Raw genomic sequence first — 23,609 nt, 5'->3', positions numbered from 1 at the left:
CGAACAAGAATTTTTTAGCACTCTTTGCTTCCGAGTGCTAGCGCAATCGGCGATCCAGTGCTATTTATGGAGTCGTACAGCGAATGAGCTGCTCGTCAACGGGTGGCGGGCAGCCTTGGTTCAGGAGGTGAGTGGCTGTGCTTCGTTTTGATCCGTTCAGCGATGTTGATGCGCTTACTCGGGGGCTGATGACCGGTTCGATGACCGGCACCCAGCGGACCCCGCGGTTCATGCCGCTGGATCTGTACAAGGTCGACGATCACTACATGTTGGTGGCCGACCTGCCCGGCGCCGATCCCGGCTCCATCGACATCAGTGTCGACAACGGCACGCTGACCCTGTCCGCGCAGCGCAGCGCGCCGTCGGACGAGGGGGTGCAGTGGCTGAGCAGCGAACGCTTCGCGGGTACGTATCGGCGGCAGCTGTCGTTGGGCGAGGGCATCGACACCTCGCGTATCACCGCCGACTACGACAATGGCGTTCTGACACTGACGATCCCGCTGGCCGAGCGGGCCAAACCGCGAAAGATCGAAGTGGAGGCGAAGGGCAGACCCGAGCAGATCGAGGCCCACGCCCAGTGATGACGCGATGACTCGGTAACCGGTTGTGCGACAAGGTTTCGCACTCTGGCGTGGGCGGCACGGTCCGCGCACGCCAGAGTGCGAAGCCAAGCTCTCGGTAAGAGCTACTCCGGTGTTTCGTGGGTGACGGCCTTGTAGCCCTGGGCGCCCGCGCGGTCGATCGCCGCCTTCACCACTCCGTAGATCAATCCCTGCAGCGCAGCCGCCGCCAGGACCTCCCTGGTGCTGCGCTGCAGGTCTTTCGGGTTCGGCGCGTCGGGTTCGTCGGAGAAGTGCGCCCACACCTTGTTGAACACCGCACCGGCGGCCATACCGCCGAGGATGCTGATGCCGAGCGCGAGTGGTTTGTACAGAGTCTTGGAGACGTTGCTCATGTGACCATTCCTATCGAATCCTGCGGCGGATCACCACAACCGCGCCGACCGCGAGGACCGCTGCGGCGACACCGATCAGGAGCTGTCGGTTGTCGCGGGCGGTCGCGGACGCCGCTTGCACCGTGTGCTCGGCGGCGTCGTGGGCGCGCGCACGCACATCCAGTTTGTCGGTGAGCGCGTCGACGGTCTGGGCGAGCTCTTCGCGCTGCTGCTCGACGGGCGGGTCGTCGGGGGTGGTCATCGTAGATGCTCCTTCACAGTGTCGACGTCGCGCTGAACGCTGGCGGCGGTGTGTTGCGGTGCCGGCGGTACGGCAGCCTTGGCGCGTTGGGCCCCGATCCCCGCGACCACGGCTCCGATCACCAGCAGCACGGCACCGACGATCACCGCCGACAGCCACGGGTCGACGGCATTGGCCAACCCGATGACGGCCGCCGCCACCATCGTGGCGAGGCCGAAGAACAGCAGCAGCGCACCGGCGCCGGACACTCCGACGCCGACGCCGAATCGGCTGCTCTTGGTCTTCACCTCGTCGAGGGCGTCGCGGATCTCGGTTTTGACCAGCGTCGTGGTCTGATGCTGCAGTCGCTCGACGAGTTGGACGGTCGAGAGTTCTTCGGGCGGTTGGTCGGTCACGGTGTCGCCTCCTCAGTGCTCAGTGGCCACAATCAGTCGTCACGTGCGTCGTCGACCAGCTGCTGCTCGTGCTCGGCGCGCTGCGCGAGCGCGTCGTCGTCGAGGTGCTTGGGCTCCTTGGCGTGCTCGCGATGATCGGGAGTGACGTCCTCGGTGGGAGTCATCACGTCGTCGAGGTCCGGTGCATCGTTCTGATCGGTCATGGCTGTCGGGTTACCACGGGACACGAGCGTGAAACCTGAGGCGCCGGGGCAGAGGGGCGGCCAGGAGCCTCTCAGCTAAGCGGACTACAGTACTGTTTTAGGTTTGCACCGCTAACGATCAAGGAGCTTTGCCATGTCTGCTGACAAGTCACGCACGAAGGCACTCGACCTGGGACTTCTGACGCTGCGCACCGCCGTGGGCGCCACGCTGTTCGCGCACGGCACGCAGAAGCTGGCGGGCTGGTTCAACGGCCCGGGCATCGACGGCACCGCAGCCGGGATGGACGCGATGGGATTCAAGCCGGCCAAATTGTCGGCGGTCACCGCCGGCGTGAGTGAGGCCGCGGGCGGACTGGTCGCACTGGGTGCGGGTACACGGGTTGCGTCGGCAGCGGGCGCGGCGGCGATGCTGGCCGCCGCCGACGTGCACCGGCCCAATGGATTCTTCTCGCAGAACGGCGGCCTCGAGTTCCCCGCGGTGCTGGGTGTCGCGTCCGCGGCACTCGCGTTGACCGGTCCCGGCCGGTACTCGGTGGACGGGCTGCTCGGGCATCGACTCGAAGGTGAACGTGTGGGCGTGCTCGCGCTGGCCGGCGCCGCTGTGGGTGCGGCGGGTGTGCTGTATCGGCGCAAGCAGGCGGTGGCGGCTGCTGCTGCCGCCTAGGCTGCATTCCCGCCGACCCGATTGTGTCGGAGTGCGTTCGTAGCCTGATCACATGAACGCACGATCGTGGCAGCAACTGGTCGAGCAGAGCGTCGCCACTGCCGGGTCATCGAAACCGTGCCCGATCGCGATCAGGTCGCTGCGCTCATGCGGCTGCTGGGAGCCACGCTCACCGGTGCCCTGCTGGTGTTGGAGTACGGGATCGACCGGTTGAGCCCTGAATGGGTCGCTCAGTTGCGAGTTGCGCTGGCGCGCGAGCGGATGCGGGAGTGAGCGTGCCGCGGGTCGGCTTGGGTCGCGCGGGTCGTCGACGGGCCGCGTTCTCCAACAGCACCTGCGGGATCGGAAGCGGCCCGCGGCAAGCCAACGCAGCTGACCGTCACCCGTCGAGCGGTGACCGATAAGGCTGCCGATCACGACGCGTCGCGGCAACGCGATGCGTGACGCTGGGGTGTACCACATCGTCGGCTCGCGGCCGCCGCGTCCGCCAGCCACCCGCGAAGCGCCACGGACTCGCGTTGGGGACGATCTCACCCAACGCCAGGTCGCCGTCGAGGGGCTGACCGAATTTCACACCGAGTATCCGCCGGTACGCTTTCTCGTCGACGCGTATACCCGCAGCGTGCGCTTCGTCGATCATCCACGCCAGGGCGATGTCGGGTAGGCGGCTGTCGTCGCGGCACTGGCCGCCGACGTCGCCGTGCACGCCCGCGAACCACACCTCCTGCACATCTCGATCGGCGGTGGCATCTGCGGCGAATCGGTATTCGGCGAAGGGGCGTCGCCGTTCGTCGATGGCCAGGGCGTGCCGTGCGGTCTGCACGTTGTCGATGTTGGCGGTGAACGGCCAGCGCGCCACCTCGAAGCGGGCGCGAAGATTCAGCCAGCCAACTGATTTGACCGTGTCCCAGACGCCAAGAAAGCGGACCTGCTTGGTGTTGCGGAACGGGCCGGGAAAGTCGGGGTTGCCGAACTTGGCCCGGAAGTCGTTGCGCAACTTCCAGAATTCCCTCTCCGCCGTACGATCCGCAGGTCCGTCGGTTGAGTCGGTGTTCGGCCCCGACCGCGTGTACAGCTTCAGCGCGTAGGGCACCAAATTGACGGCGTCGGCGTGTAACAGCCCGACGGTGCGCAGCATCCCGGTCAATGCGCGCGCCGTGTAGGCGCCGCGGGAGAAACCGAACACGTAGATCTCGTCGCCAGGCCGATACCGCTGACACAGCCAGGTGTAGGCCTCTTCGATGTTGTCGCGGATGCCGAATCCGGCCACCATGCCCGCGAACCGCGTCAGCGCACGACCGGTCTGGGTGACCGCGGCGCGCGACCCCATCGTGCCGACGCCCGGGTCGTAGTAGACCAGCTGGCCGGAGTCCTTGACGCAGGCGTCGAACATCCGTGCCACGTTGGTGAAGCCGGTCTCGGGTTCGTTGGTGGTGCCGTCCAGGCAGATCACCAGCTTGCGCGGTGCGGTCTCATCGGTCATCAGGGCTCCTCCAGATCCCATGCGCTGGGCGGCGGAATGTTGTCGTCGCGGAACTGATGCAGTATCTCCGATGCGGGTCCACGAGGCGGCGGCCGGGTCGAGTCGCCGTCGCTCGGGTCGGCTCGGGTCGCGCGGGTCGTCGACGGGCCGCGTTCCCCGACCTCACCTGCGGGATCCGAATCGGCCCGCGGGAACGGCGTCGACCACGGCCCGTCACGGCGACCACGTCACCCCCACCACCGGAGGCAGTTGCGACTTGCCGTAGCTCTGACCACCCGGACCGCCTCGGGCTTGAACAGGCAGCAGCGATCCTCAGCGGTCTTCCCCGTAGGTATCTTCGGGAATCTCACCCGGCCGATAATTCGGCAGGCGGCCGGCGGGCACGATTGCGGTTGCGCTCAAGGCGGCGAGGAGCAACAGCCCGTACTTCAATGTCGTGAGTCGAGTGTCTTCGTTCACCCGGACCGCTTCATCGATCTGCTCGGGGGTGGCTGTGGTGGCGTCGAGCACCTCACGCAACTCGTCATTGCTGACGAAGTTCACGTTGTCCAGGTTCACCTGCGACACCAGCGAATCGGGCAGGCGCGGGTTGTCGACGACTGCTTGTCCGACACCGATGCTCAGCAGAGTGACCAACAGCGCGCCCATGACCGCGGTGCCGACGGCAGACGCGAGATTCTGCGTGGTACCGCGGATCGAGCCCACGTCACCGGCCAGCTTTTTGGGCGCCGACGTGACCAGCACGTTGAACACCAGCGTCACGAGCGCACCTTGACCGACACCGAAGACGATGAGACCGAAAATGGTCGGCAGCGTCTCCCAATTATTCGACACAACGTACGCCAGCCAGATCAGCGCAGCAGTCGTGAGAACGAACGAGAACACTCCGATCGCCCGCGGCGTGTATCGCTTGTACACGCGCACAACAAGCGTGGCGGTGATGAACACCGTGAGATTGAAGGGCATCATCGCGAGCGCGGTGTCGAAGGGTGTACGTCCCTGCACGATCTGCACGTAGAGCGGCACCGTGAAATTCAGTGCTGCTTCCATCGCCACGACGATGAACATGGCGTAGACCGCCGAGCGCTCGCGCGAACTGCGCAGCACCGACAGGTCGACCAGCGGAACCTTGCCGGCCGCCATCCGCCGTCGCGTCCACATGAAGAACGCCTGCACCAAGACCACGCCCGCGACGATCAGCATGGGCGCCGGGGAGACCCCGGCGATGTCGAAAGGTGCTGCGGGATCGGCGTAGAACGCCCCCCAGTTGTTGAGGTTGTTGAAACCCAGCGTGAGCGACATGATGCCGATGCCGATCAGGATTGCGGCGAAGACGTCGATCGTGATGTCCGGGTCACCGGGCACCGAGGTGAGCGTGAAGCTGAAGATCAGGATGAGAACCGCAAGTGCCAGCACGATTCCGAAGACGGGGCGCCATCCGACCAGCGTGCCCAGCGCACCACCGAGGAAGAAGGCGCTCACCCCCGACACCGCACGAGCCGACCCGAGAGAGCCGATCGCCGTCGCCTGCTGGTCCCCGTGATAGTTCGCGGCGATCAAGGCGACCAACGATGGCACGATGATGGCGGCTGCCGCACCGGCCAACGCCTGACCCGCGATGGCCCAGCCAACGGCGGGCGAAACGATCATCAGGATCGCCGAGCAGGCGAACACACCGACGACGATCCGGAAGATCAGCAGCCAACCGATACGTTGACCGAGTTTGGCCCCCAACATCACCAGGGCTGCGACGACGAGACCATAGACGACGATGGTGGTACTCGCGACGGTCGGCGCGACGTCGAAGTCCTCGACCATGCCGCCCAAGGACACCGGCAGGGCCGCGACGTTGAAGGACATCATGACCTGGGCGAGGAACAACCCGATCATCGGCAACCAAGAGGAGCGGCCGGTCGCGGCAGGCTCCGCGGTCGAGGTGGTCATGTGCAGGCTCCTTGTCTCGGCCAAGTCCTTGGTGTCCGCGCACCCCGCTACCGGCGGCTGACGTGAATACCACCGCGCTCCGAAGGCTACAGACGCGGGAAAGCCGTCGCGTGTCGGCGTGCAGGTTCTCGGCTGCGATGCACGACGTTCTCGCCTCAGCAACTGCGGCGGCGGCATCCCCTCCACGGCGCTGCCGGCACCGACCCGCCAAGATGGACTCATGACCACCGCACCGACCGATCGCACGCTGACGCGTGGCTGGTCGCGCCGCGAGGTCTTGCGCACGCTGTTGCTCGCCGGGTCGGCGACGTTGCCGTTGGCGGCATGCTCGTCGCCGGCGACTGACGGTGAACCCGTCCCCGACCGTCGCTGGGGTGCCTACATCCCGAGCGTCCTACCGGCGAGTGCGTCGTCGCCGTCGCCTATCGATCAGCTCGCCGCGCTGGCCGGCGCGGCCCCCGGGTATCTGCACCGGTTCGCCGCGATCGGCGACAACGCACCGATCGCCGACCTCGACGCGATCGTCGAAGCCGGGGCCGGACCTTTGCTCAGTCTCGAGCCGTGGCAACCCGACGGCGGGATCGAGCAACCGCGGTATGCGTTGTCACGCATCGCATCCGGCGACTTCGACGATGACTTCCGACGCTGGGCGACGCAGCTCGTGGATTGGGGCAAGCCGATCCTGCTGCGGTTCGCACAGGAGATGAACGGAACCTGGTATCCGTGGGCGATCGGCATCGGCGGAAACACAGCCGCTGGGTATCGGGCGGCGTGGAACCGCATGTGGCGCATCTTCGACGACGTCGGTGCCGACAACGTGCGCTTCGTCTGGGCACCCAACGCGCTGACGGCCGCGACCACGGATTTCGCCGATGCGTATCCGGGTCATGGCGTTGTCGACTATCTGGCCGTGGACGGCTACAACTGGGGCGAAGCACCCGGCCACCATTGGCAGTCGGCGCGAGACCTGTTCCCGCCCAGCCTCAGTCGGCTGCGGGAGGTCGGCGGCAACCAGCCGCTGCTGATCACGGAGGTCGGATGCGCCGACGGCCCGTCACCCGAGGCGAAGGCGGACTGGATTGCTGACTTCTTCACGATCGTCGACGCCGAGCCTCGCCTCGAGGCGCTCCTGTGGTTTCAGACCGACAAGGAACGCGACTGGCGATTCAACACGACCCCGGCGAGCACGGCAGCGTTCCGGCAGGGATTGGCGACCATCGTCGATCGCTGAACCCTGCCGGCGCAGAAGCCTATTGCGTGTGCACCACCATCACCGGACACTGCGCGACGTGCAAGACCGACTGGCATGTCGAACCCAGCAGCAGTCCGCGGAAGCCACCTCGTCCACGATTGCCGAGCACCACGAGCGGGGCGTCCTTCGCATGATCGAGGATGCTCTGCGCCGGCTTGTCCACGCTCAGCACGGTTTTCACGTCGACGTCGGGGTACTGCTCGCGTACGTCACGGAGCTGGGTTGCCACCAGTTCCACCGCCTCGTCGTGGAGTTGTTCCCGCGGCGGCAGGTGCCGACCGCCGATGACCTCACCCGACAACGCGCTGTAGGTGTGCACGGCAACCACCGAGGTGTTCAGGGCCTGCGCCTGCCGAAACGCCTCCACCGCCGCCTCATGCGCGACCTGCGAACCGTCCAGGCCCACAACGACGGGGCCCGTCGCCGGCTCCGACGCTTCCACGGACGGCACCACCACGACCGGGCAATCGCCGTGTGCCACCACATAGGTGCTCACCGATCCGAGCAACAATCCCGCGACTCCCCCGCGTCCGCGACTACCCACCACCAGGCACTTCGCCCGCGACGACAACTCCTGCAACAACAGAGCCGGGCGCCCTTCGACGACAGATGCCGTCACCTGCAGCCCAGGCGCCACCTTCTCGGCGAGCGCGGCCGCCTCGTCGACACCCTGGTGAGCCTCGGCGCGCAGCCCGTCGAGAAACGCCTGCGTCGGCACGATCGGCGGGATCTCGAAGGCAGTGACCACGTCCAAAGGGAGCTTCTCGCGTTCGGCCGCGGCTGCCGCCCACCGCGTGGCGACCAGGCCATTGTCCGAGCCATCAACCGCCACGACCATCGAGCCGTCGCCCACAGTCATCAGTCATCTCCTTCTCCCGGGGTGTCCGTTTCGTTCTAGCACTTCTAGTTCACACCGCTGCGACGTTCCAGGTCAGGGCATTTCGTCCCCGGTCTTGTGTGATTCTGATCAAGAGGTTGCGAACATCGAAGATCGGGGTTACTCTCGAATGTACGTTCGAAAGGTCGGTCGGGGGATTCGCAGTGTCGGGTGTCATCTCGCAGGACATCGGTGTCACTTCCGCATCAAGACACTGGTGACAGTGTGAGGGGTCTTGGTGGTGACACTTCTTCATTTGGTTTCCGCCACGCACCGCTATGTGCCTTGCGTTGCGTGGCGCGGTTGCCGATGAGGGGGGCTGACGCAGGTGCTCAACTGACCGCGCCTGCGACGGTTCAGCAGCACCCCGTGGTGGCGCTGAGAACGCTGCGCAGCGCTTCCAACGACTCTGGCCGGGCACGGTAGTAGACGTTCATCCCTCGTCGGTCAGGTGCGACCATGCCGGCCTTGCGGAGCTGCCCCAGGTGGTGGCTCGTGGTGGCCTCGGTGAGGCTGACCGCGGTCGCGAGGTCGCAGGTGCAGATCCCCTCACCGGTGTCAGTGAGCAGAATCGAGACGAGTTTGATCCGGACCGGATCGGCCAGCGCCTTGAGCCGCAGAGCGATTTCTAGGGCGGTGTCGTCATCGAGAGGGGCCGCCGACACGGGCGCACAGCAGATCGGGGCACTGATGTCGACCATCGGCAGGTCCACTCCAGCGAGACCGTGCATGGCGAGATTGCCCGCCTCGCAGGCGAAGGGCTGTTCACTGAGGAGCAGATCAACACCACCTGCTGCTTCGCTACCCAGGACAAGGTGTGGGTCGGTGCCCCCGACGGCGAACGCTGGGAGGTCTACACAGTCCTGGCCGACTCCAATACGTTCGGCGAGGCCCCTGCCCTCGCCTCGGAGGGCTCTGACCTCGGCCTGACGCAGGATTCGCAAGGCTCGTCGGCGTGCTGCACACCGGCCTCCTCGTGCTGTTGACGCCGGGTTAACCCGTCCCGGGGAGGGCGCCGCCCAACTGGGCGGCGCCCTTCGTGTTGCGGACCATATAGATATACGTCAATATTGATGTATGTCTAAGCCGCTGGGGATTGAGACCTCGCCAGTACGGTGCTCGCCGCTAGTGCGTGAGCCGTTGACACCTGAACAGTCGGTACAGGCGACCGTGGTGTTCAAGGCACTCGCCGATCCGGTACGATTGCAGCTATTCAGTCTGATCGCCAGTCACGACGGCGGCCAGGCGTGCGTGTGCGACATCTCGCCAGCGGTCGATGTCTCGCAGCCGACGGTCTCGCATCACTTGAAAGTCCTGCGAACCGCCGGGCTCCTCGAGTCCGAGCGGCGCGGATCGTGGATGCACTACCGGGTCGTTCCGGACGCCCTCGACGCCGTCGCCGCAATCGTGGCGCCTCTGACTGCGCAGGCCACGGCGTGAGCGTCCAGACGTCCAGCCGCAGCGTTGCCGGAAAGTTGTCGACGCTCGATCGGTTCCTTCCGGTGTGGATCGGGTTGTCGATGGTCGCCGGGCTGCTACTCGGCCGCCTAATACCCGGCCTGAACACCGCTATCGACAAGATCCAGGTCGACGGGATCTCACTGCCGATCGCACTCGGGTTGCTGATCATGATGTACCCGGTGCTGGCGAAGGTCCGCTACGACCGCCTCGACACCGTCACCGGCGATCGACGCCTGCTGATCGGATCGCTGGTATTGAACTGGGTCGTCGGCCCGGCACTGATGTTCGCTCTCGCCTGGCTACTTCTGCCCGACCTCCCCGAATACCGCACCGGTCTGATCATTGTCGGCCTCGCCCGCTGCATCGCGATGGTGATCATCTGGAACGACCTCGCCTGCGGTGATCGCGAGGCCGCCGCCGTGCTGGTGGCAATCAACTCGGTGTTCCAGGTCGTGATGTTCGCTGTGCTCGGCTGGTTCTACCTATCCGTGATGCCCGGCTGGCTGGGTTTGGAGCAGACCACTATCGATGCCTCGCCGTGGCAGATCGCGAAATCGGTGTTGATATTCCTGGGCATCCCCCTACTCGCCGGATACCTGAGCCGCAGAATCGGGGAACGCAGCCGCGGCCATGACTGGTACGAGGAGACCTTCCTACCTCGGATCGGGCCGTGGGCCCTCTACGGGCTGCTGTTCACGATCGTGCTGCTGTTCAGCCTGCAAGGCGACCAGATCACCTCCCGCCCCGGCGACGTCGCCCGCATTGCATTGCCACTGCTGGCGTACTTCGCGATCATGTGGGGCGGCGGTTACCTCCTCGGCACCTTCCTTTGCCTGGGCTATGAGCGCACTACTACCCTCGCATTCACCGCCGCAGGCAACAACTTCGAGCTGGCGATCGCCGTCGCGATCGGCACCTACGGCGCCACCTCCGGCCAAGCCTTGGCCGGCGTCGTCGGACCACTCATCGAAGTCCCGGTCCTGGTCGCCCTGGTCTACGTCTCCCTCGCACTCCGACACCGTTTCACCCCCAGCGCTCGGCCCACCGACAGGGACTTGCCATGACGCCGTCCGTGTTGTTCGTCTGCGTCAAGAACGGCGGCAAGTCCGTGATGGCTGAAGGCCTCCTACGACAAGCCGCAGGCAACGCGATCGAGGTTCACTCAGCCGGCACTCGCCCCGGCACTGCGGTCAACACACTCTCCGCTCAAGCGCTTTCCGAAGTCGGCGTCGACATCACAGGCCATACCCCGGCCGGAATCGACCCAGCCTTACTCGCCCGCGTCGACAAGGTCATCACCCTGGGACGCGAAGCGGTCGTCGACGTCCCCGGCGTCACCGTCATCAACTGGGACACCGACGAGCCCTCCGAACGCGGCATCGACGGCATCGACCGAATGCGCCTCGTCCGCGACGACATCACCGCCCGCGCACACAAGCTCACCACTGAACTACTTCATAAACGATCGTCTGAATAGACGACCGAAGAGTCGCCAACGCGCGGCCCGATCTGGCAGCTATACGCACGAAGTCAATACGCAGGGTATTCAGTAAGCCCCTGCATATTGCATCAGATGCAACACGTGGCCTGAGATCCGTCATTTGGATGTCAGTTGGCGACCTGGGGATTCGTCACTCGTGTCAGTAGCGCTCGTCACCGGAGTCATCTACCCGTGCGTATCTCGAGCGCGCACCGCCACCCTGACTCTCGATCTGTAGATCAGCGGATGCCTTCGGCCGCCAGGCCCTCGCGCTGCTGGGTGGCGTCGATGCTGAATGCGCCGCCGTGGATCAGCTCACCGAGGCCACTACCGAGGCATTCCAGCAGTACCCCGACTACGCGGTGATCACCAGTTTTCCTGGCCTGGCTGACCTCTCCGGCGCTCGGGTGCTCGGCGAGATCGGCGACGACCGCGAGCGGTTCACCGACGCCCGTTCGCTGAAGGACCTACGCCGGTTCTGTGCTGATCACGCGGGCCTCCGGGCGCAGCATCTCGATTACCCGCCGCGTGGTGAAGAACAACCGACTCAACGCTGCAGGATTCCTTTGGGCGTTCGCCGCGATGGCGAAAGCCGGCGCACCCCAAGACCATTAACGCCGAGGACGCGACCGCGGCGATCGGCACGCCGCTGCGCTTCGGCACCTCTTCGACCGCTTGCTCGGGCAGCTCCACTACTGCTTGCAAACCGGTCAGCACTACGACCCGATCAAGGCGTTCGGGCCCGCTCAGGACGCGTCCTTCGAGATCGCGGCTTGACCTCTTGGTGTGATCGGAGGTCTTCTTCGGCGCGTTCAAGACCGATATCGACGCCGAACTCGCCCAGCTCGGCCCGACCGGGTACCGGCCCTTGTGGGTGCGCGACACCCTGTTCTGAGTCAGCAGCACGGCGCCTCGCCGGCCGGGTCGATGAGCGCCTCGGCCAGTGGGCGTGCGAGCTGGGTGTAGGCGTCGGCGACCGGTAGCACGGTCATCCCAGGATGCTCGGATCGCCACTGCTCGGCGGCGTCGGGAGTGGCCAGGAACATCTGCGGATTGCAGCAGGTGGCGCGGACCTGCCCGCCCCGGATCCCGGCGGGGTCGACGAAGGCCACCATCGCGGCGGCCGGTTGCAGGTCGGTGACTCCCGTGACTGGATCGACGGTCAATCGCACGGCGCTGACGGTAACCGGGCACTCGGATTCGACGTGTGCGCTCGCCCCGATCACGGCGGGGAAGACGAGCGTGTCGGGCGCACACCAGGTGTAGAGCTGATGGCCTGCGACGGTGAATCGGTGCGGGGTCGGATTCAGGGTCAATCCCCACCCGAGGACCCGGCCCTGCTCGTCGTATTCGATGTCGGCGCCGATCGGTGTCTCTTCGAGATCTCCGGCGTCGACACCGGCTGCGGCCGCCAACTCCGTGACGGTGACCGGCGCTCCGTGGGCCAGCAGCCGCAGCGCGGCCCGCAGCAGCGCCCGGTCACGGTCGGCTGGTGCGATCGTGGCGAAAACGTCGGCGGGAATGGAGTCGGTGCTCATGAGAGTCAGCCTTTCCGAGAATGCGTCGGGTGCGATGTCGATGACGGTAGGGTCTGCCCCCGGGGGCAGAGTCAAGCCCGCGTCGGGCATCGGCACGGACCTCGGTCCAGCACACATCGTCGGCGGCCCACCGCGCACGGTGGATGCTGGTGAAGTCGTCGATGCGGTCGAGGATCTGCTGGGCGTCGCTGATCCGGCGGTGCAGCCGCTGTCGCGACCGCTCCAGTAGCTCGGCCAGACGCGCGCCGACCGCTCCGTCTCCACTATCGACGGCGTCATCGGTGAGCTGGCAGATCTCGGCGATGGTGAGCCCAAGCCCGCGCAGCTCGCCGATGAACCGCACACACCACAGTGCGTCATCGGTGTACAGGCGGTAGCCGGCCGCGCTGCGCCCCAGGGTGTGGATGAGCCCGAGGTCGGTGTATTCACGCAACGCCTTCACCCTCACCCCGGTCCGCGCCGACAACACGCCGATCGTCATGTGCCCGTTCATCTCGGCCTTTCCTGGAGGAGATCGTCAGCCTGCGCAGCAGGACAGTTTCGTCACGTCGGTGGTGAAGGTCTGGGCGGTCAGTTTCAACGCTTCGGCCATGGTCAGATACGGCGCCCAGCTGTGGGCGAGCCGGTCGACGGTCATACCCGCGGTCATCGCGTATCCGGCGGCGGTGATCAGGTCTCCGGCACCCTCGGCCAGCGCGTGCACGCCCAAGATCCGGCCGGTATCGGCGTCGGCGACGATCTTGGCCAGGCCACGGGTATCGCGATTGACCAGCGCCCGCGCCACACTCGACAACGCCAGCGTCCGGCACCGGCACCGGTATCCGGCCGTCACCGCCTCGGCCTCGGTGAGCCCCACGGCGGCGATGGCGGGGCTGGTGAACGTCAGCCGCGGCACTGTGGCGTAGTCCAGGACCCGATCCGCGTCGGCGAACGCGTTGTCGGCCACCAGCGTTCCCTGCGCGGCGGCCACATACACGAACTGCGGGCCCCCGGCCACGTCCCCGGCCGCCCAGATCCGGGCATTGTCGGTGCGCTGACGGTCATCGACGATCACCGCGCCGCGCCCGTCGACACCGACCCCGACCGCCTCCAGGCCCAGCCCCGCGGTGTTCGGGCGGCGACCGGTCGCGACCAACACGTGTTCGGCCCGCAGCTCGCTGACCCCGGCCCGAGTGCGCACGCTCACCAGCTTGTGGCCGCCACCGGCCAGGACCTTCTCGACGGTGGCCGCGGTCAACACGGCGATATGCTCATCGGCGAAGACAGCCTCGATCGCGGCCGAGATTTCCGGTTCCTCGCCCGGCGCCAGCCGCCCCAGGGCCTCGATCACCGTCACCCGGGTGCCGAGGCGGGCGAACAACTGGGCTTGTTCGAGCCCGACAGTGTTGCCGCCGATCACGATCAGCGACTCCGGGAGCCGCTTCAGGTCCATGGCGGTGGTCGAGGTCAGATACCCGGCCTCGACCAGACCGTCGATCGGCGGGATCCACGGCGTCGCACCGGTCGCGATCAGGTAATGGCCAGCCTCGATCACCCGGGTCCCGCCGTCGTTCGCTCCGACCCGCAACCCCGGCGCCGCACTCGTGCCGTCGAACACTGCCGTGCCGGAGACGATCTCCCACCCGTACTCGCCCGCCAGCTCGATGTACTTGTTTGCCCGCAGCTGCGCGACCAGCGCGTCCTTACCGGCGATCAGGCCCGGAAAATCCAGCGGCACCGCAGCGGCACCCAGGCCGGGAAACCGGTCGGCGGCGGCTGCGGCGTGGCGGGCCTCCGCGGCGGCCAGCAACGTCTTCGACGGCACACACCCGACGTTCACGCAGGTGCCACCGACGGTGTCGCGCTCGATCATCACCACGGACCTGCCGTGGCCGACCGCGGCGATAGCGGCGGCGAACGCCGCCGAACCGGACCCGACGATCGCCAGATCCGGACGGGATTGTGTCGTGGCCACGCCTGCCTCCTGAGGGGTTGAGCAACCGCGTCGCCAGCCAACGGCTGCTATTCGCATTGACGAATACCTACAGGGCTCATACTATGCGCTTAAGCGAATAGTTCAAGTGGTGTGGAGGTGCCCCATGTCCCGGTCCACGACCGCCGTGCCCGGCGACGAGCTGGCGTGCACACATCTGGATACGACGGCGAAGTTCTTTCGCGCCCTGTCGGATCCGACCCGGTTGAAGCTGCTGGAATACATCCTCGCCGGCGAACGCACCTCGGCCGACTGCGTCGCCCACGCCGGCATCTCCCAGCCGCGGGTGTCGGTGCACCTGTCGTGTCTGGCCGATTGCGGATACATCGTCGCGCGCCGCGACGGCAAGAAGCTGCGGTACACGGTCGGAGACCCGCGCGTGGCCGAACTGGTGCTGCTCGCCCGGTTGCTCGCGGCCGACAACGCCGCCGCCCTGACGTGCTGCACCCGCATCGACCAGGTACCGGACGGTGACCGGACATGAACGCCCTCGACAGCCCTCACGTCTCGGCAGCCGCTCACCGTCGGCGGGTTCACCGCGGCTGGGACTGGGTGTCAAGCTCGCCGAGGTCGATGCCGAGCTCGCCGAACTCACCGCGGTCCGGCGACACCCTGGCCGCCGCGCTGGCGGCCGGACGCGAAGACCTGCTCGAGCGCAGCGAATCCCCCTGCTGCCCTGTCCCATCGACACCGAACCCAGCGCCAGGCAGCGGTGGCTCGGCGAGCTGCGGGGGAGGCCGTTGTGGCTGCTGCGACCTAGACACGCCGCTGGCGGGCTTGCATCGGGACCGCGGCACTGCTGCCTGGGCTGTTGCGCGGTGGTGCCCCGCTGCTGATCGCGGCCGTAGCACTGAGCAGCGGCACGCTGCTGGTGAGCCTGTCATGGCTCCAACCGCTCGGATTCGCCCATCGGACTCGGGCTCCTCGGACTGATCTGGTCCCGCCAATGACTCGCGCCCGCGGCTGCGATGAGGGCTGCGCAGCCACACCTTCCGGCGACGCGGGCACTCCGGCCCGCACCACCGCCGCGACCTGGCTCAGGCCGTCACCGAGTTTGGCGCCTGCGAGGCCACCACGGTGATCAGCACCGTAGCCATCAACGGCGCCATCGCCGGTGCTCACCGCGCGCCGAGACCCGCTGCCCGGTCCCGGCGCGCGGTACACCTGGGGTGAGCCACGCCAGCGTCAGTGGGATGACGATCAACACGAGGAACGCTTCCAGGAACGGTCCGGCCTCCACGAACTCGGCCAGATCCGACGTAGAGCCGCAGCTGGTGGCAGGGACACCGCTCCGCCGCGCCAGCTGGGTAATACGCATCATCACCACCCCGCGACCCTGAACCTTCGACTCGACTCGAAGGTCAGACCGGCCGTGACGGTTGCCCCCGAGGGCGGTGTGGCCCCGGCGGCCGGTCCCGTGTCCGCGACGAATCAACCTGGTCTGATCGCCGCGCTACTCAGCGGCGGCCCGTGGTGCGCGAGTGTTGGGTGGGCGAAACCTGAGGGCGGGCAGCCACCAGTTCCAGCCGCCGAGCAGGCGCATGAGGGCGGGGACGAGGACGAGGCGGATGAGGACGGCGTCGATGGCGACGGCGACGGCAAGGGCGAGTCCGAGTTGTTTGAGTTCGAGGATGTCGGCGGTGAGGAAGCTTGCGAAGATGGCGATCATGATCGCGGCGGCCGCGGTGATGGGGCGTGCGGTGTGGGTGAGCCCGGCCGCGACGGCGCGCTGGTTGTCGCCGCTGGCGTCCCAGTATTCGCGGATGCGACGAATCAGGAACACCTCGTAGTCCATCGAGAGCCCGAACAGTAGCGCGAACACCACGGTGGGTAGGTAGACCTGCACGAATCCGGGGCTGGTGAAGTCGAGGACGTTCTCGCCCAGACCCCACTGGAACACCGCGACGGTGATACCGAGGGCGGCGCCGGTGGCGAGCAGGTTCATCGCGATGGCCTTGAGGGGTAAGGCGATACTGCGGAAAGCGGCGATGAGGAAGACCAGCGAGGCGGTCAGCACCAGGGCTACGACCAGCGGAAGTTTGGTGGTCATTTCGTCGGAGAGATCGACGAATTCGGCGGTGCTGCCGCCGATGCGGATCTCGGCTCCGGCTGCGCCGGCGGCTGTGTTGCGCAGGTCGCGGACGAGGTCGGTGGCGGCCATCGAGTCGAAGGTGACCGAGGGGATCGCCATCGCGAGCATTCGACCGTCATTGAGCTGGGCGGGCAGGACGGTGTCGATGCGGGCGTCGCCGTCGATCTCGGTCAGGAATCGGTTGACCCGTGCTTCGGCGTCTGCGGTGAGTGGGGTGTCGCTGGGGCCGGTGGCGATGATCTCGACCGGGGAGAGTGCTCCGGGCGGGAAGTTGGTGTTCAATGCGGTGCTGGCGCGTCCGGTCGGGGTGTCGTCGAGGGCGGTGGTGCCCATGTCGAGGCCGTAGCGGATCCCGAATACCGGCAGCGCGGCGAGGACCAGCACCGCTGCGGCCGCGGTGCCGAAGAGGACGGGTCGGCGCATGACGAGATACGCCCAGCGCGCCCAGCGGCCACCGAGAACGCCGGGAGCGTCGGTGGCGCTGTCGGCAGGGCGCCAGCGGGCCGGGAGACTACCGCGGTTGACAGCCGGGCCCAAGGCGGCGAGCAGGGCGGGTAGCAGGGTGACGGCGACGGTGAGCATACTGGTGACGGCGGTGGCGACGCCGATGGCGATGCCACGGAAGATCGGTGCCTGGATGATGATCAACGCGCACAGCGAGATCATCACCACCAAGCCCGAGACCAGAATCGTTTTGCCTGCTGTGGCGAGGGAGCGACCGACGGCGCCGCTGATCGCGGCATGGTCTGGCCCGGTGTGGTGGGTGAGTTCTTCGCGGAAGCGGCTGACGATGAACATCGCGTAGTCGATACCGACGCCGAGGCCCACCATGGTGGCCATGGCCACGGTCAGCGAATCGAACGCGGTCACAGCAGTGAGGGTGAACAACACTCCGACCGCGGTCAGCATCCCGGCGATGGCCACTGCGATCGGGACCGCCGCTGCGGCCAGGGCGCCGAGGGCGAGGACGAGCAGGACCAGCGCGACCGGGATGCCGATTGCCTCGGCGCGGGCCAGGTCGGCGTTCTGCAGTTCGGTGGCCGCGTTCTGTACCGCCGAGTACCCGGTGACCCCTACGTCGATGGAATCGTCGCCGGTGGTGGCGATGGCGTCTTGCAGGTCGCGCGCGACTTTCGCGCGTTCGGCCATGTCGCCGTCCATGCCGGCGAGCGCGATCGCGACGTGACCGTCGGCCGAGATCTGGGATCCGGGCAGCCCGTCGTAGGGGCCGACGACGTCGACCACGCCCTCGACCGCGGTGGCGGCGGTGATCGTGCGAGCCACCGCTGCACGGAACTCGGCGTCGGTGGCGGTGACCGCGCCAGACTGCAGCACGATGACCGCCTGTTCCGTACCGAACTGCGGGAAGTGCCGGGCAACCAGGCGATCCACCTCGGTGGACTCCGAGCCCTCGACACCGAAATCCATCGCACCGAGCCGGTTCTCGAGCAGCGGGTAGGCCACCGCGCACACCACCAGCAGCAGTCCCCAGACCGCCAGGACCGCACGTCTGCGCCGGGCCATCAGAACGCCCCACCGATATAGCACTCCGGGCGAGCCCGGCGGCGATGGTTGCTGAGGCGAGTTCTCGACGACGGCGGACTTCTGCTGGTTCACGCGTTCTCCCTCCGTAGCGACCACGAATTGATCGCCATATCACGATGTAATCGTTGAAACGAGATTAATCACACTCTCACTCGATATCAATAGCTTTCGCCGCTATCATCGCTTTATGGCGATTAATGATGGCGGGGGTTGCCTCGTCGAGACGCAGGGGTTGGATCCGGCGGTGGCCCTGTTCCACAGCCTCTCCGATGCGACACGGTTGGCGATCGTGCACCGGCTGGCGTGCGGGGAAGCGCGGGTCTTGGACCTGATGGCCGGGCTCGGACTGGCTCAGTCAACGGTATCGGCGCACGTAGCGTGCCTGCGCGACTGCGGGCTGGTCGTGGGCCGCCCGCAAGGGCGGCAGGTGTTCTACAGCCTGGCCCGCCCGGAGTTGATGGACCTACTCGCCTCGGCAGAGACCTTGCTCGCGGCGACAGGCAATGCGGTGGCGTTGTGCCCGAACTACGGCACCGACTCCACCACCGAGACGGAGAGCGCGGAGGTACGAGCATGAGCGACGCATGCGGCTGCGGCCACGACGAACCCGCCGGTGACGGCGAGGCCGAGGAACGCGAACCCGAAAAGCTCTGGGAAGTCAGTGAACTGCGCGCCGCCGCGGTCGCCGGAGTGCTGCTGGTCGCGGCACTGATCGTCGGCTGGACCGGCGGCCCACGCGCCGTCGAGTTGGGGTTGGAGATCGCCGCACTGCTCGTCGGTGCATACACCTTCGTCCCCTCCACGCTCAAACGGCTGGCCAAGGGCAAGATCGGTGTCGGCACGCTGATGACGATCGCCGCGATCGGCGCGGTGATCCTCGGCGAGGTCGGCGAAGCCGCCATGCTGGCGTTCCTGTTCTCCATCAGCGAGGGCCTCGAGGAGTACGCGGTCGCGCGCACCCGCCGCGGGCTGCGCGCCCTGTTGAACCTGGTACCGGACCGGGCCACCGTGCTACGCGACGGCACCGAAACCGTCATCGCCCCTGCCGAGCTGCGCGTCGGGGATCGGATGCTGGTGCGCCCCGGTGAGCGGGTCGCGACCGACGGGGTGATCGTCGACGGGCGTAGCGCGCTGGATGTTTCGGCGATCACCGGCGAATCGGTACCGGTAGAAGCCGGGCCGGGCGCGGAGGTGTTCGCCGGGGCGATCAACGGCACCGGTGTGCTGACCGTCGAGGTCACCACGACCGCCGAGGACAACTCCCTGGCACGGATCGTGCGGATCGTGGAGGCCGAGCAGGCCCGCAAGGGCGACGCTCAACGCTTGGCCGACAAGATCGCCAAACCGCTGGTGCCCGGCATCATGATCGCCGCCACAGCCATCGCGGTGATTGGCGCGCTCTTCGGGGATCCGGTCACCTGGATCGAACGTGCGCTGGTGGTGCTGGTCGCCGCCTCACCGTGCGCGCTGGCGATCTCGGTGCCGGTGACCGTGGTCGCCGCGATCGGTGCGGCGAGCAAGCTGGGTGTGCTGGTCAAGGGCGGTGCCGCACTCGAGGCGATGGGCCGGGTGCGCGAGGTCGCGCTGGACAAGACCGGCACGCTGACGGCGAACAAGCCTGCCGTCGTCGAGATCGCCGCCACCGGCGGTGTGCACGGGGACCGGGTGCTGGCGGTCGCGGCCGCGCTGGAATCGCGCAGTGAACATCCCCTCGCCCGCGCCATCCTCGCCGCCGTCGACACCGTCACTCCCGCCACCGACGTCGAGGCGGTCACCGGTGCCGGGTTGACCGGCCGCGTCGACGGACGCCGGGCGCGGCTGGGCCGTCCGGGCTGGATCGAACCGGGTGTTCTGGCCGCCGATGTGGAACGGATGCAGCACGCGGGGGCGACCGCGGTGCTGATCGAGCTCGACGGCCAGGTGATCGGTGCGATCGCTGTGCGCGACGAACTGCGGCCCGAGGCACACGAGGTCATCGACCGATTGCACGCGCTGGGAATCCGGGTCTCGATGCTCACCGGTGACAACGCCCGCACCGCCGCCGCTCTGGCCGCTGAGGCGGGGATCGAGGACGTGCACGCGGATCTGCGCCCGGAGGACAAGGCCCACATCGTGGGCGAACTGCGCAGCGACCGGTTCACCGCGATGGTCGGCGACGGCGTCAACGACGCCCCCGCACTGGCAACCGCCGACCTCGGTGTGGCGATGGGCGCGATGGGCACCGATGTCGCTATCGAAACCGCGGATGTGGCGTTGATGGGTGAGGACCTGCGGCACCTGCCGCGGGCTCTCGAGCACGCTCGTCGGGCTCGCCGGATCATGTTGCAAAACGTCGGTTTGTCGTTGGGGTTGATCACGATCTTGATCCCGCTCGCGCTGTTCGGGATTCTCGGGTTGGCGGCGGTGGTGCTGGTGCACGAACTCGCCGAGATCGTCGTCATCGCCAACGGTGTCCGCGCCGGACGCACCAAACCCCTGGCCTCGCTGACCGATTCGGCGGCAAAGCCCGCACCGGTACTGGCCGGAGCGCCCGCGTGACCGCCACCGCGTCGTCTGCTCCCACCGTGTCGCGGTGGGGGCGGCGACTGCGGTGGGTCGCTGCCGCGGCCGCGCTGGCCGGTATCGACCTCACGCTCAAAGCGTGGGCGCAGACCACGCTGGCCGGGGCCCCGATCGAGGCAGGTCCGGTGGACCTTAAGTTGGCGTTCAACCCGGGAGCGGCGTTCTCGATCGCCGCCGACGCACCGAGCTGGGTGATGCTCACGCTCACCACGGTGATCACCACCGCGGTCGCGGTCGGCGGATGGGTGGTCGCGCCGCGCGCGAACCTGCTCACCCGCGTCGCGCTCGCCGCGATCCTGGGCGGTGCCGCCGCCAACGTCATCGACCGGGCCCCCGACGGTGTGGTCACCGACTACCTGCACACCGGCTGGTGGCCCACCTTCAACCTCGCCGACACCTTCATCGTGCTCGGCGCGACCGCCCTCATCATCGCCACTCTGATCGGAAACTCCGATGAGCGAGAACCACTCTCACCCGAACACCACGCCGACGACCGGGACTGAGCCGGGCCCGTCACGTCGGTGGGCAGGGCTGGCGGCGCTGGTCGTCGCCCTGCTCACCGTCGGGCTGGACCTGATGGTTCTCAACGTCGCCCTGCCCACCCTGGCCCAAGACCTCGGCGCGAGCACCACCCAGTTGCAGTGGATCGTCAACGCCTACACCCTGGTCTTCGCCGCGCTCATGCTGCCCGCCGGCGGCTTCGGTGACCGCTACGGTCGCAAACGGCTGCTGCTGATAGGTTTGGTCGCCTTCGTCGCCGCCTCGGCCTGGGCCGCTTTCAGCGGGTCCACCGGCTCGCTGATCGCCGCCCGCGCGGTCATGGGCATCGGGGCCGCGATCATCGTGCCGCTGTCGCTGGGGATCCTGCCGACCCTGTTCGGCCCCGACCAGCGTCGCCGCGCGATCGCGGTGTGGGTCGGTGCACTGGGTGTCGGGTTGCCGCTGGGGCCGATCGTCGGTGGCTGGCTGCTGCAGCATTTCTGGTGGGGCTCGGTGTTTCTGATCAACGTCCCGGTCGGTGTCGCCGCCCTGGTTGCCTGTGTGGTGCTGTTGCCCGAATCGGTCGACCCGCATGCACCGGCGTTGGACTGGCTCGGGATCCTCACCGCCGTGCCCGGTACGGCGGCGCTGGTATTCGGCATCATCCAGGCTCCCGCGTACGGGTGGACCGATCCCGTCGTGCTCGCGGCTCTGGCGGCCGGTGTGTGGCTGATCGCGGGATTTCTGGTGTGGGAAAGCCGTGCCCGCGACCCATTGGTCGATCTGGCACTGTTCACCAATCCGGCCTTCACCTGGCCCACCCTGGCCGCAACCGCGGGCACCTTCACCCTGGTCGGCGTGCTGTTCGTGCTGCCGCAATACCTGCAGATACTGCGCTACCACGACGCCTTCGGCACCGGCCTGCGCTTGGTGCCTCTGGTGCTGGCGATCATCGTCGCCGCAGCCGCTGTGGACAAGATCGTGACCCGACTCGGCGCCAAAATCCCGATCGCCACCGGCATGGTGATCGCCGCGGCCGGATTCGTGCTCGCATCCCGCATCACCGTCGACTCCGGCTACGGCTTCGTCGCGGTGTGCCTGGCGACCGTGGGCCTGGGAGCCGGGCTGGCGTTGGCGCCGGCTGTCGACGCGGTCATGGCGAGCCTGCCCGAGCATCGCAGCGCCGCAGGAGCTGGGTTGCTGATGGCCATTCGACAGGTCGGTGCCGCGTTCAGCGTCGCGATCCTGGGCACCCTGCTCACCGTCGTTTACACCCGCGACCTCGACCCCCACCTGAGCGGCCTGCCCGAACCAGTGGTCAGCGCGGCGCGTGACAACATCGCCGGAGCGCAACTTGCCGCGACCCAGATTCCCGGCCCAGCGGGCGCCGATCTGGCCGCGTCCAGCGCCCACGCCTACAGCCACGCCATGTCCGCAGTGTTCCTTGCCAGCGCCGCCATCAGCGCACTACTGGCCGCGGCCATCGCCGCCAAACTCCCCAACCACACTCCTGCGCCCGCGCCGACATCACCGGCGCGTGATCGAAACTGAAATAGCCACTCCCATGACAGCGGCTACGGCACGCGACACAACTGCGTGTCAGCCGAGCAGCAGTGCACTCCCAGAGAAAGGGCATCCGCCGGAATGGTTACCTCGATCCTGCAGGCCATCGGACTCTTCCTGGTGACCAACATCGACGACATCATCGTGCTTTCGCTGTTCTTCGCCCGCGGCGCGGGAACCCGCGGAACAACGGCCGCCATCGCGACCGGACAATATCTCGGTTTCGGAGCGATCCTCGCCGCGTCGGTCCTCGTAGCGCTGGGAGTCACGGCGCTGCTGCCCGAAGAAGCCATCGCCTACTTCGGGCTCATTCCTCTGCTGCTCGGTCTGCTCGCCGCCTGGAGAGCATGGCGCAACAACGGCGACGACGATGAACGGTTCGAGGGCAAGAAGGTCGCGGTCTGGACGGTGGCGGCGGTGACCTTCGCCAACGGCGGCGACAACATCGGCGTCTACGTCCCGGTCTTCGCGACCGTGGGTACAGCGGCGATCGTCGCCTACTCGGTCGTGTTCCTGCTCTTGGTCGCCGTGCTGGTGTTCACCGCGAAGTTCCTCACCACCCGCAAGGCCATCGCCGAGATCTTGGAACGGTGGGAACACATCCTGTTCCCGCTCGTGCTGATCGTTCTCGGAATCGTCATCCTCGTCAGCGGCGGCGCATTCGGCCTCTGACCGTCGTCCCGGTCTGCACGGCCCAGATCACGGAGGACAGCGGCGATCGGCTCCAAAGAATGAAGTGCTATTCGAGGCCGTAACCGGTAGACAGCCGTCCTTCGGTTGGTCCATGGTTGTGCTCAGGGGCGCTGCACCGTTGTGGCACTACTACCACTGTGGCACTACTACCATCGACGTAGTTCAAGGCCTCCGGCAACGTGGGGCTTCTACCGCGCCTAGCGGGGTCG

The 23,609-nt window shown here is 67.2% G+C and carries 26 protein-coding genes and 1 pseudogene; 14 read left to right on the top strand and 13 right to left on the bottom strand.

Features of this window, described 5'->3' with window-relative positions; genetic code table 11:
• Nucleotides 1-137: 137 nt before the first annotated feature.
• On the top strand, nt 138-581 hold the full coding sequence (locus tag OSB52_RS03345; RefSeq protein WP_235724158.1) for an Hsp20/alpha crystallin family protein: 444 nt from the start codon (nt 138-140) through the stop codon (nt 579-581).
• A gap of 104 nt (nt 582-685) precedes the next feature.
• Here the strand turns inward: OSB52_RS03345 and OSB52_RS03340 are convergent, their stop codons facing one another.
• Genes OSB52_RS03340 through OSB52_RS03325 form a run of 4 tightly spaced genes read right to left on the bottom strand, consistent with a single transcriptional unit; the run spans nt 686 to nt 1,794 of the window.
• A complete protein-coding gene (locus tag OSB52_RS03340) occupies nt 686-955 on the bottom strand; it encodes a DUF4235 domain-containing protein (RefSeq protein ID WP_266060152.1) in 270 nt (89 codons plus the stop codon).
• Between the two features lie 10 nt (nt 956-965).
• Entirely contained in the window at nt 966-1,196 is a 231-nt protein-coding gene (locus OSB52_RS03335; protein WP_266060151.1) for a DUF3618 domain-containing protein, read from the bottom strand.
• Nucleotides 1,193-1,591: a phage holin family protein gene (locus OSB52_RS03330; protein WP_235724048.1), complete on the bottom strand. Its 399-nt coding sequence runs from the start codon at nt 1,589-1,591 to the stop codon at nt 1,193-1,195. Before OSB52_RS03330 ends, OSB52_RS03335 begins: the two co-directional genes overlap by 4 nt.
• A 32-nt stretch (nt 1,592-1,623) precedes the next feature.
• Nucleotides 1,624-1,794: a hypothetical protein gene (locus tag OSB52_RS03325; protein WP_235724049.1), complete on the bottom strand. Its 171-nt coding sequence runs from the start codon at nt 1,792-1,794 to the stop codon at nt 1,624-1,626.
• A 133-nt stretch (nt 1,795-1,927) separates the two neighbouring features.
• On the opposite strand from OSB52_RS03325, the gene OSB52_RS03320 reads away from it, so the two are divergent.
• Nucleotides 1,928-2,458 carry a DoxX family protein gene (locus OSB52_RS03320; protein ID WP_266060150.1) on the top strand — a complete coding sequence of 177 codons (531 nt, stop codon included), beginning with the start codon at nt 1,928-1,930 and terminating at the stop codon, nt 2,456-2,458.
• 66 nt (nt 2,459-2,524) lie between these two features.
• Entirely contained in the window at nt 2,525-2,731 is a 207-nt protein-coding gene (locus OSB52_RS03315) for a hypothetical protein (RefSeq protein ID WP_266060149.1), read from the top strand.
• A gap of 106 nt (nt 2,732-2,837) precedes the next feature.
• On the opposite strand, the gene OSB52_RS03310 is transcribed toward OSB52_RS03315, so the two are convergent.
• Nucleotides 2,838-3,941, bottom strand: coding sequence for a T6SS phospholipase effector Tle1-like catalytic domain-containing protein (locus OSB52_RS03310; protein WP_266060148.1), 1,104 nt, complete (start codon nt 3,939-3,941; stop codon nt 2,838-2,840).
• Between the two features lie 312 nt (nt 3,942-4,253).
• The gene (locus OSB52_RS03305) at nt 4,254-5,885 is read right to left on the bottom strand and encodes an MFS transporter (protein WP_266060147.1); all 1,632 of its coding nucleotides are present in this window, start codon (nt 5,883-5,885) and stop codon (nt 4,254-4,256) included.
• A gap of 220 nt (nt 5,886-6,105) precedes the next feature.
• Here OSB52_RS03305 and OSB52_RS03300 point away from each other — a divergent pair, with 220 nt between their 5' ends.
• Complete coding sequence (locus OSB52_RS03300; RefSeq protein WP_266060146.1) at nt 6,106-7,116, top strand: glycoside hydrolase family 26 protein; 1,011 nt, start codon at nt 6,106-6,108, stop codon at nt 7,114-7,116.
• 19 nt (nt 7,117-7,135) lie between these two features.
• Here the strand turns inward: OSB52_RS03300 and OSB52_RS03295 are convergent, their stop codons facing one another.
• Both OSB52_RS03295 and OSB52_RS03290 read right to left on the bottom strand, forming a co-directional pair.
• Entirely contained in the window at nt 7,136-7,996 is an 861-nt protein-coding gene (locus OSB52_RS03295; protein WP_266060145.1) for a universal stress protein, read from the bottom strand.
• Between the two features lie 374 nt (nt 7,997-8,370).
• A complete protein-coding gene (locus OSB52_RS03290; RefSeq protein WP_266060144.1) occupies nt 8,371-8,745 on the bottom strand; it encodes an Rv2640c family ArsR-like transcriptional regulator in 375 nt (124 codons plus the stop codon).
• Here OSB52_RS03290 and OSB52_RS03285 point away from each other — a divergent pair.
• From OSB52_RS03285 to OSB52_RS03270, 4 genes and pseudogenes are all read left to right on the top strand, one after another.
• A pseudogene (locus tag OSB52_RS03285) lies at nt 8,719-9,000 on the top strand (glyoxalase/bleomycin resistance/dioxygenase family protein); the annotation flags it as partial. The gene OSB52_RS03290 and the pseudogene OSB52_RS03285 sit on opposite strands and share 27 nt — an antisense overlap.
• A 91-nt stretch (nt 9,001-9,091) precedes the next feature.
• The gene (locus OSB52_RS03280; RefSeq protein WP_235726237.1) at nt 9,092-9,454 is read left to right on the top strand and encodes an ArsR/SmtB family transcription factor; all 363 of its coding nucleotides are present in this window, start codon (nt 9,092-9,094) and stop codon (nt 9,452-9,454) included.
• Entirely contained in the window at nt 9,451-10,539 is a 1,089-nt protein-coding gene (gene arsB, locus OSB52_RS03275) for an ACR3 family arsenite efflux transporter (protein WP_266060143.1), read from the top strand. Before OSB52_RS03280 ends, arsB begins: the two co-directional genes overlap by 4 nt.
• On the top strand, nt 10,536-10,952 hold the full coding sequence (locus OSB52_RS03270) for an arsenate-mycothiol transferase ArsC (protein ID WP_235726236.1): 417 nt from the start codon (nt 10,536-10,538) through the stop codon (nt 10,950-10,952). The genes arsB and OSB52_RS03270 overlap by 4 nt, the downstream gene beginning before the upstream one ends.
• Nucleotides 10,953-11,851: 899 nt before the next feature.
• On the opposite strand, the gene merB is transcribed toward OSB52_RS03270, so the two are convergent.
• Genes merB through merA form a run of 3 tightly spaced genes read right to left on the bottom strand, consistent with a single transcriptional unit; the run spans nt 11,852 to nt 14,447 of the window.
• The gene (merB, locus tag OSB52_RS03260; protein ID WP_005179592.1) at nt 11,852-12,493 is read right to left on the bottom strand and encodes an organomercurial lyase MerB; all 642 of its coding nucleotides are present in this window, start codon (nt 12,491-12,493) and stop codon (nt 11,852-11,854) included.
• A complete protein-coding gene (locus OSB52_RS03255; RefSeq protein WP_005179589.1) occupies nt 12,435-12,986 on the bottom strand; it encodes a MerR family transcriptional regulator in 552 nt (183 codons plus the stop codon). The genes merB and OSB52_RS03255 overlap by 59 nt, the downstream gene beginning before the upstream one ends.
• Nucleotides 12,987-13,010: 24 nt before the next feature.
• Nucleotides 13,011-14,447 (bottom strand): mercury(II) reductase, encoded by a 1,437-nt coding sequence (gene merA, locus OSB52_RS03250; RefSeq protein ID WP_007240196.1) that lies wholly within the window; start codon nt 14,445-14,447, stop codon nt 13,011-13,013.
• A gap of 124 nt (nt 14,448-14,571) precedes the next feature.
• Between merA and OSB52_RS03245 the strand changes: the two genes are divergently transcribed.
• A complete protein-coding gene (locus OSB52_RS03245; protein WP_005179587.1) occupies nt 14,572-14,949 on the top strand; it encodes an ArsR/SmtB family transcription factor in 378 nt (125 codons plus the stop codon).
• 612 nt (nt 14,950-15,561) lie between these two features.
• Here OSB52_RS03245 and OSB52_RS03240 read toward each other — a convergent pair.
• Together OSB52_RS03240 and OSB52_RS03235 are read right to left on the bottom strand one after the other, a co-directional pair.
• Nucleotides 15,562-15,783 carry a hypothetical protein gene (locus OSB52_RS03240; RefSeq protein WP_005179582.1) on the bottom strand — a complete coding sequence of 74 codons (222 nt, stop codon included), beginning with the start codon at nt 15,781-15,783 and terminating at the stop codon, nt 15,562-15,564.
• A gap of 135 nt (nt 15,784-15,918) precedes the next feature.
• Nucleotides 15,919-18,081 (bottom strand): MMPL family transporter, encoded by a 2,163-nt coding sequence (locus OSB52_RS03235; RefSeq protein ID WP_007240197.1) that lies wholly within the window; start codon nt 18,079-18,081, stop codon nt 15,919-15,921.
• Between the two features lie 208 nt (nt 18,082-18,289).
• Between OSB52_RS03235 and OSB52_RS03230 the strand changes: the two genes are divergently transcribed.
• The 5 genes from OSB52_RS03230 to OSB52_RS03210 all read left to right on the top strand — a co-directional run bounded on the left by OSB52_RS03230 (nt 18,290) and on the right by OSB52_RS03210 (nt 23,379).
• Nucleotides 18,290-18,679 (top strand): ArsR/SmtB family transcription factor, encoded by a 390-nt coding sequence (locus tag OSB52_RS03230; RefSeq protein ID WP_005179570.1) that lies wholly within the window; start codon nt 18,290-18,292, stop codon nt 18,677-18,679.
• Nucleotides 18,676-20,640, top strand: a complete 1,965-nt coding sequence (locus OSB52_RS03225) for a heavy metal translocating P-type ATPase (RefSeq protein WP_006902503.1) — start codon at nt 18,676-18,678, stop codon at nt 20,638-20,640. The genes OSB52_RS03230 and OSB52_RS03225 overlap by 4 nt, the downstream gene beginning before the upstream one ends.
• On the top strand, nt 20,637-21,167 hold the full coding sequence (gene lspA / locus OSB52_RS03220; protein ID WP_005179567.1) for a signal peptidase II: 531 nt from the start codon (nt 20,637-20,639) through the stop codon (nt 21,165-21,167). The genes OSB52_RS03225 and lspA overlap by 4 nt, the downstream gene beginning before the upstream one ends.
• The gene (locus OSB52_RS03215; RefSeq protein WP_005179563.1) at nt 21,118-22,695 is read left to right on the top strand and encodes a DHA2 family efflux MFS transporter permease subunit; all 1,578 of its coding nucleotides are present in this window, start codon (nt 21,118-21,120) and stop codon (nt 22,693-22,695) included. The genes lspA and OSB52_RS03215 overlap by 50 nt, the downstream gene beginning before the upstream one ends.
• A gap of 93 nt (nt 22,696-22,788) precedes the next feature.
• Nucleotides 22,789-23,379: a cadmium resistance transporter gene (locus tag OSB52_RS03210; RefSeq protein WP_005179560.1), complete on the top strand. Its 591-nt coding sequence runs from the start codon at nt 22,789-22,791 to the stop codon at nt 23,377-23,379.
• The last annotated feature ends 230 nt before the right edge of the window (nt 23,380-23,609 follow it).

It is taken from the genome of Gordonia aquimaris, assembly GCF_026262595.1.
Lineage (GTDB): Bacteria > Actinomycetota > Actinomycetes > Mycobacteriales > Mycobacteriaceae > Gordonia > Gordonia tangerina.
Note: the sequence above shows the minus strand (reverse complement) of the source record. Positions and strands in the feature narration are given on the sequence as shown.

What these genes read in the sequence shown, in the direction of transcription:
- OSB52_RS03310 (WP_266060148.1), bottom strand. Translation starts at nt 3,941, where the DNA reads ATGACCGATGAGACCGCACCGCGCAAGCTGGTGATCTGCCTGGACGGC.
- OSB52_RS03320 (WP_266060150.1), top strand. Translation starts at nt 1,928, where the DNA reads ATGTCTGCTGACAAGTCACGCACGAAGGCACTCGACCTGGGACTTCTG.
- merB (WP_005179592.1), bottom strand. Translation starts at nt 12,493, where the DNA reads ATGAGCACCGACTCCATTCCCGCCGACGTTTTCGCCACGATCGCACCA.
- OSB52_RS03245 (WP_005179587.1), top strand. Translation starts at nt 14,572, where the DNA reads ATGTCCCGGTCCACGACCGCCGTGCCCGGCGACGAGCTGGCGTGCACA.
- OSB52_RS03300 (WP_266060146.1), top strand. Translation starts at nt 6,106, where the DNA reads ATGACCACCGCACCGACCGATCGCACGCTGACGCGTGGCTGGTCGCGC.
- OSB52_RS03335 (WP_266060151.1), bottom strand. Translation starts at nt 1,196, where the DNA reads ATGACCACCCCCGACGACCCGCCCGTCGAGCAGCAGCGCGAAGAGCTC.
- OSB52_RS03215 (WP_005179563.1), top strand. Translation starts at nt 21,118, where the DNA reads ATGAGCGAGAACCACTCTCACCCGAACACCACGCCGACGACCGGGACT.
- OSB52_RS03225 (WP_006902503.1), top strand. Translation starts at nt 18,676, where the DNA reads ATGAGCGACGCATGCGGCTGCGGCCACGACGAACCCGCCGGTGACGGC.
- OSB52_RS03270 (WP_235726236.1), top strand. Translation starts at nt 10,536, where the DNA reads ATGACGCCGTCCGTGTTGTTCGTCTGCGTCAAGAACGGCGGCAAGTCC.
- OSB52_RS03255 (WP_005179589.1), bottom strand. Translation starts at nt 12,986, where the DNA reads ATGAACGGGCACATGACGATCGGCGTGTTGTCGGCGCGGACCGGGGTG.
- OSB52_RS03295 (WP_266060145.1), bottom strand. Translation starts at nt 7,996, where the DNA reads ATGACTGTGGGCGACGGCTCGATGGTCGTGGCGGTTGATGGCTCGGAC.
- OSB52_RS03240 (WP_005179582.1), bottom strand. Translation starts at nt 15,783, where the DNA reads ATGCGTATTACCCAGCTGGCGCGGCGGAGCGGTGTCCCTGCCACCAGC.
- OSB52_RS03235 (WP_007240197.1), bottom strand. Translation starts at nt 18,081, where the DNA reads ATGGCCCGGCGCAGACGTGCGGTCCTGGCGGTCTGGGGACTGCTGCTG.
- OSB52_RS03325 (WP_235724049.1), bottom strand. Translation starts at nt 1,794, where the DNA reads ATGACCGATCAGAACGATGCACCGGACCTCGACGACGTGATGACTCCC.
- OSB52_RS03230 (WP_005179570.1), top strand. Translation starts at nt 18,290, where the DNA reads ATGGCGATTAATGATGGCGGGGGTTGCCTCGTCGAGACGCAGGGGTTG.
- OSB52_RS03340 (WP_266060152.1), bottom strand. Translation starts at nt 955, where the DNA reads ATGAGCAACGTCTCCAAGACTCTGTACAAACCACTCGCGCTCGGCATC.
- OSB52_RS03210 (WP_005179560.1), top strand. Translation starts at nt 22,789, where the DNA reads ATGGTTACCTCGATCCTGCAGGCCATCGGACTCTTCCTGGTGACCAAC.
- OSB52_RS03290 (WP_266060144.1), bottom strand. Translation starts at nt 8,745, where the DNA reads ATGCACGGTCTCGCTGGAGTGGACCTGCCGATGGTCGACATCAGTGCC.
- OSB52_RS03280 (WP_235726237.1), top strand. Translation starts at nt 9,092, where the DNA reads ATGTCTAAGCCGCTGGGGATTGAGACCTCGCCAGTACGGTGCTCGCCG.
- OSB52_RS03305 (WP_266060147.1), bottom strand. Translation starts at nt 5,885, where the DNA reads ATGACCACCTCGACCGCGGAGCCTGCCGCGACCGGCCGCTCCTCTTGG.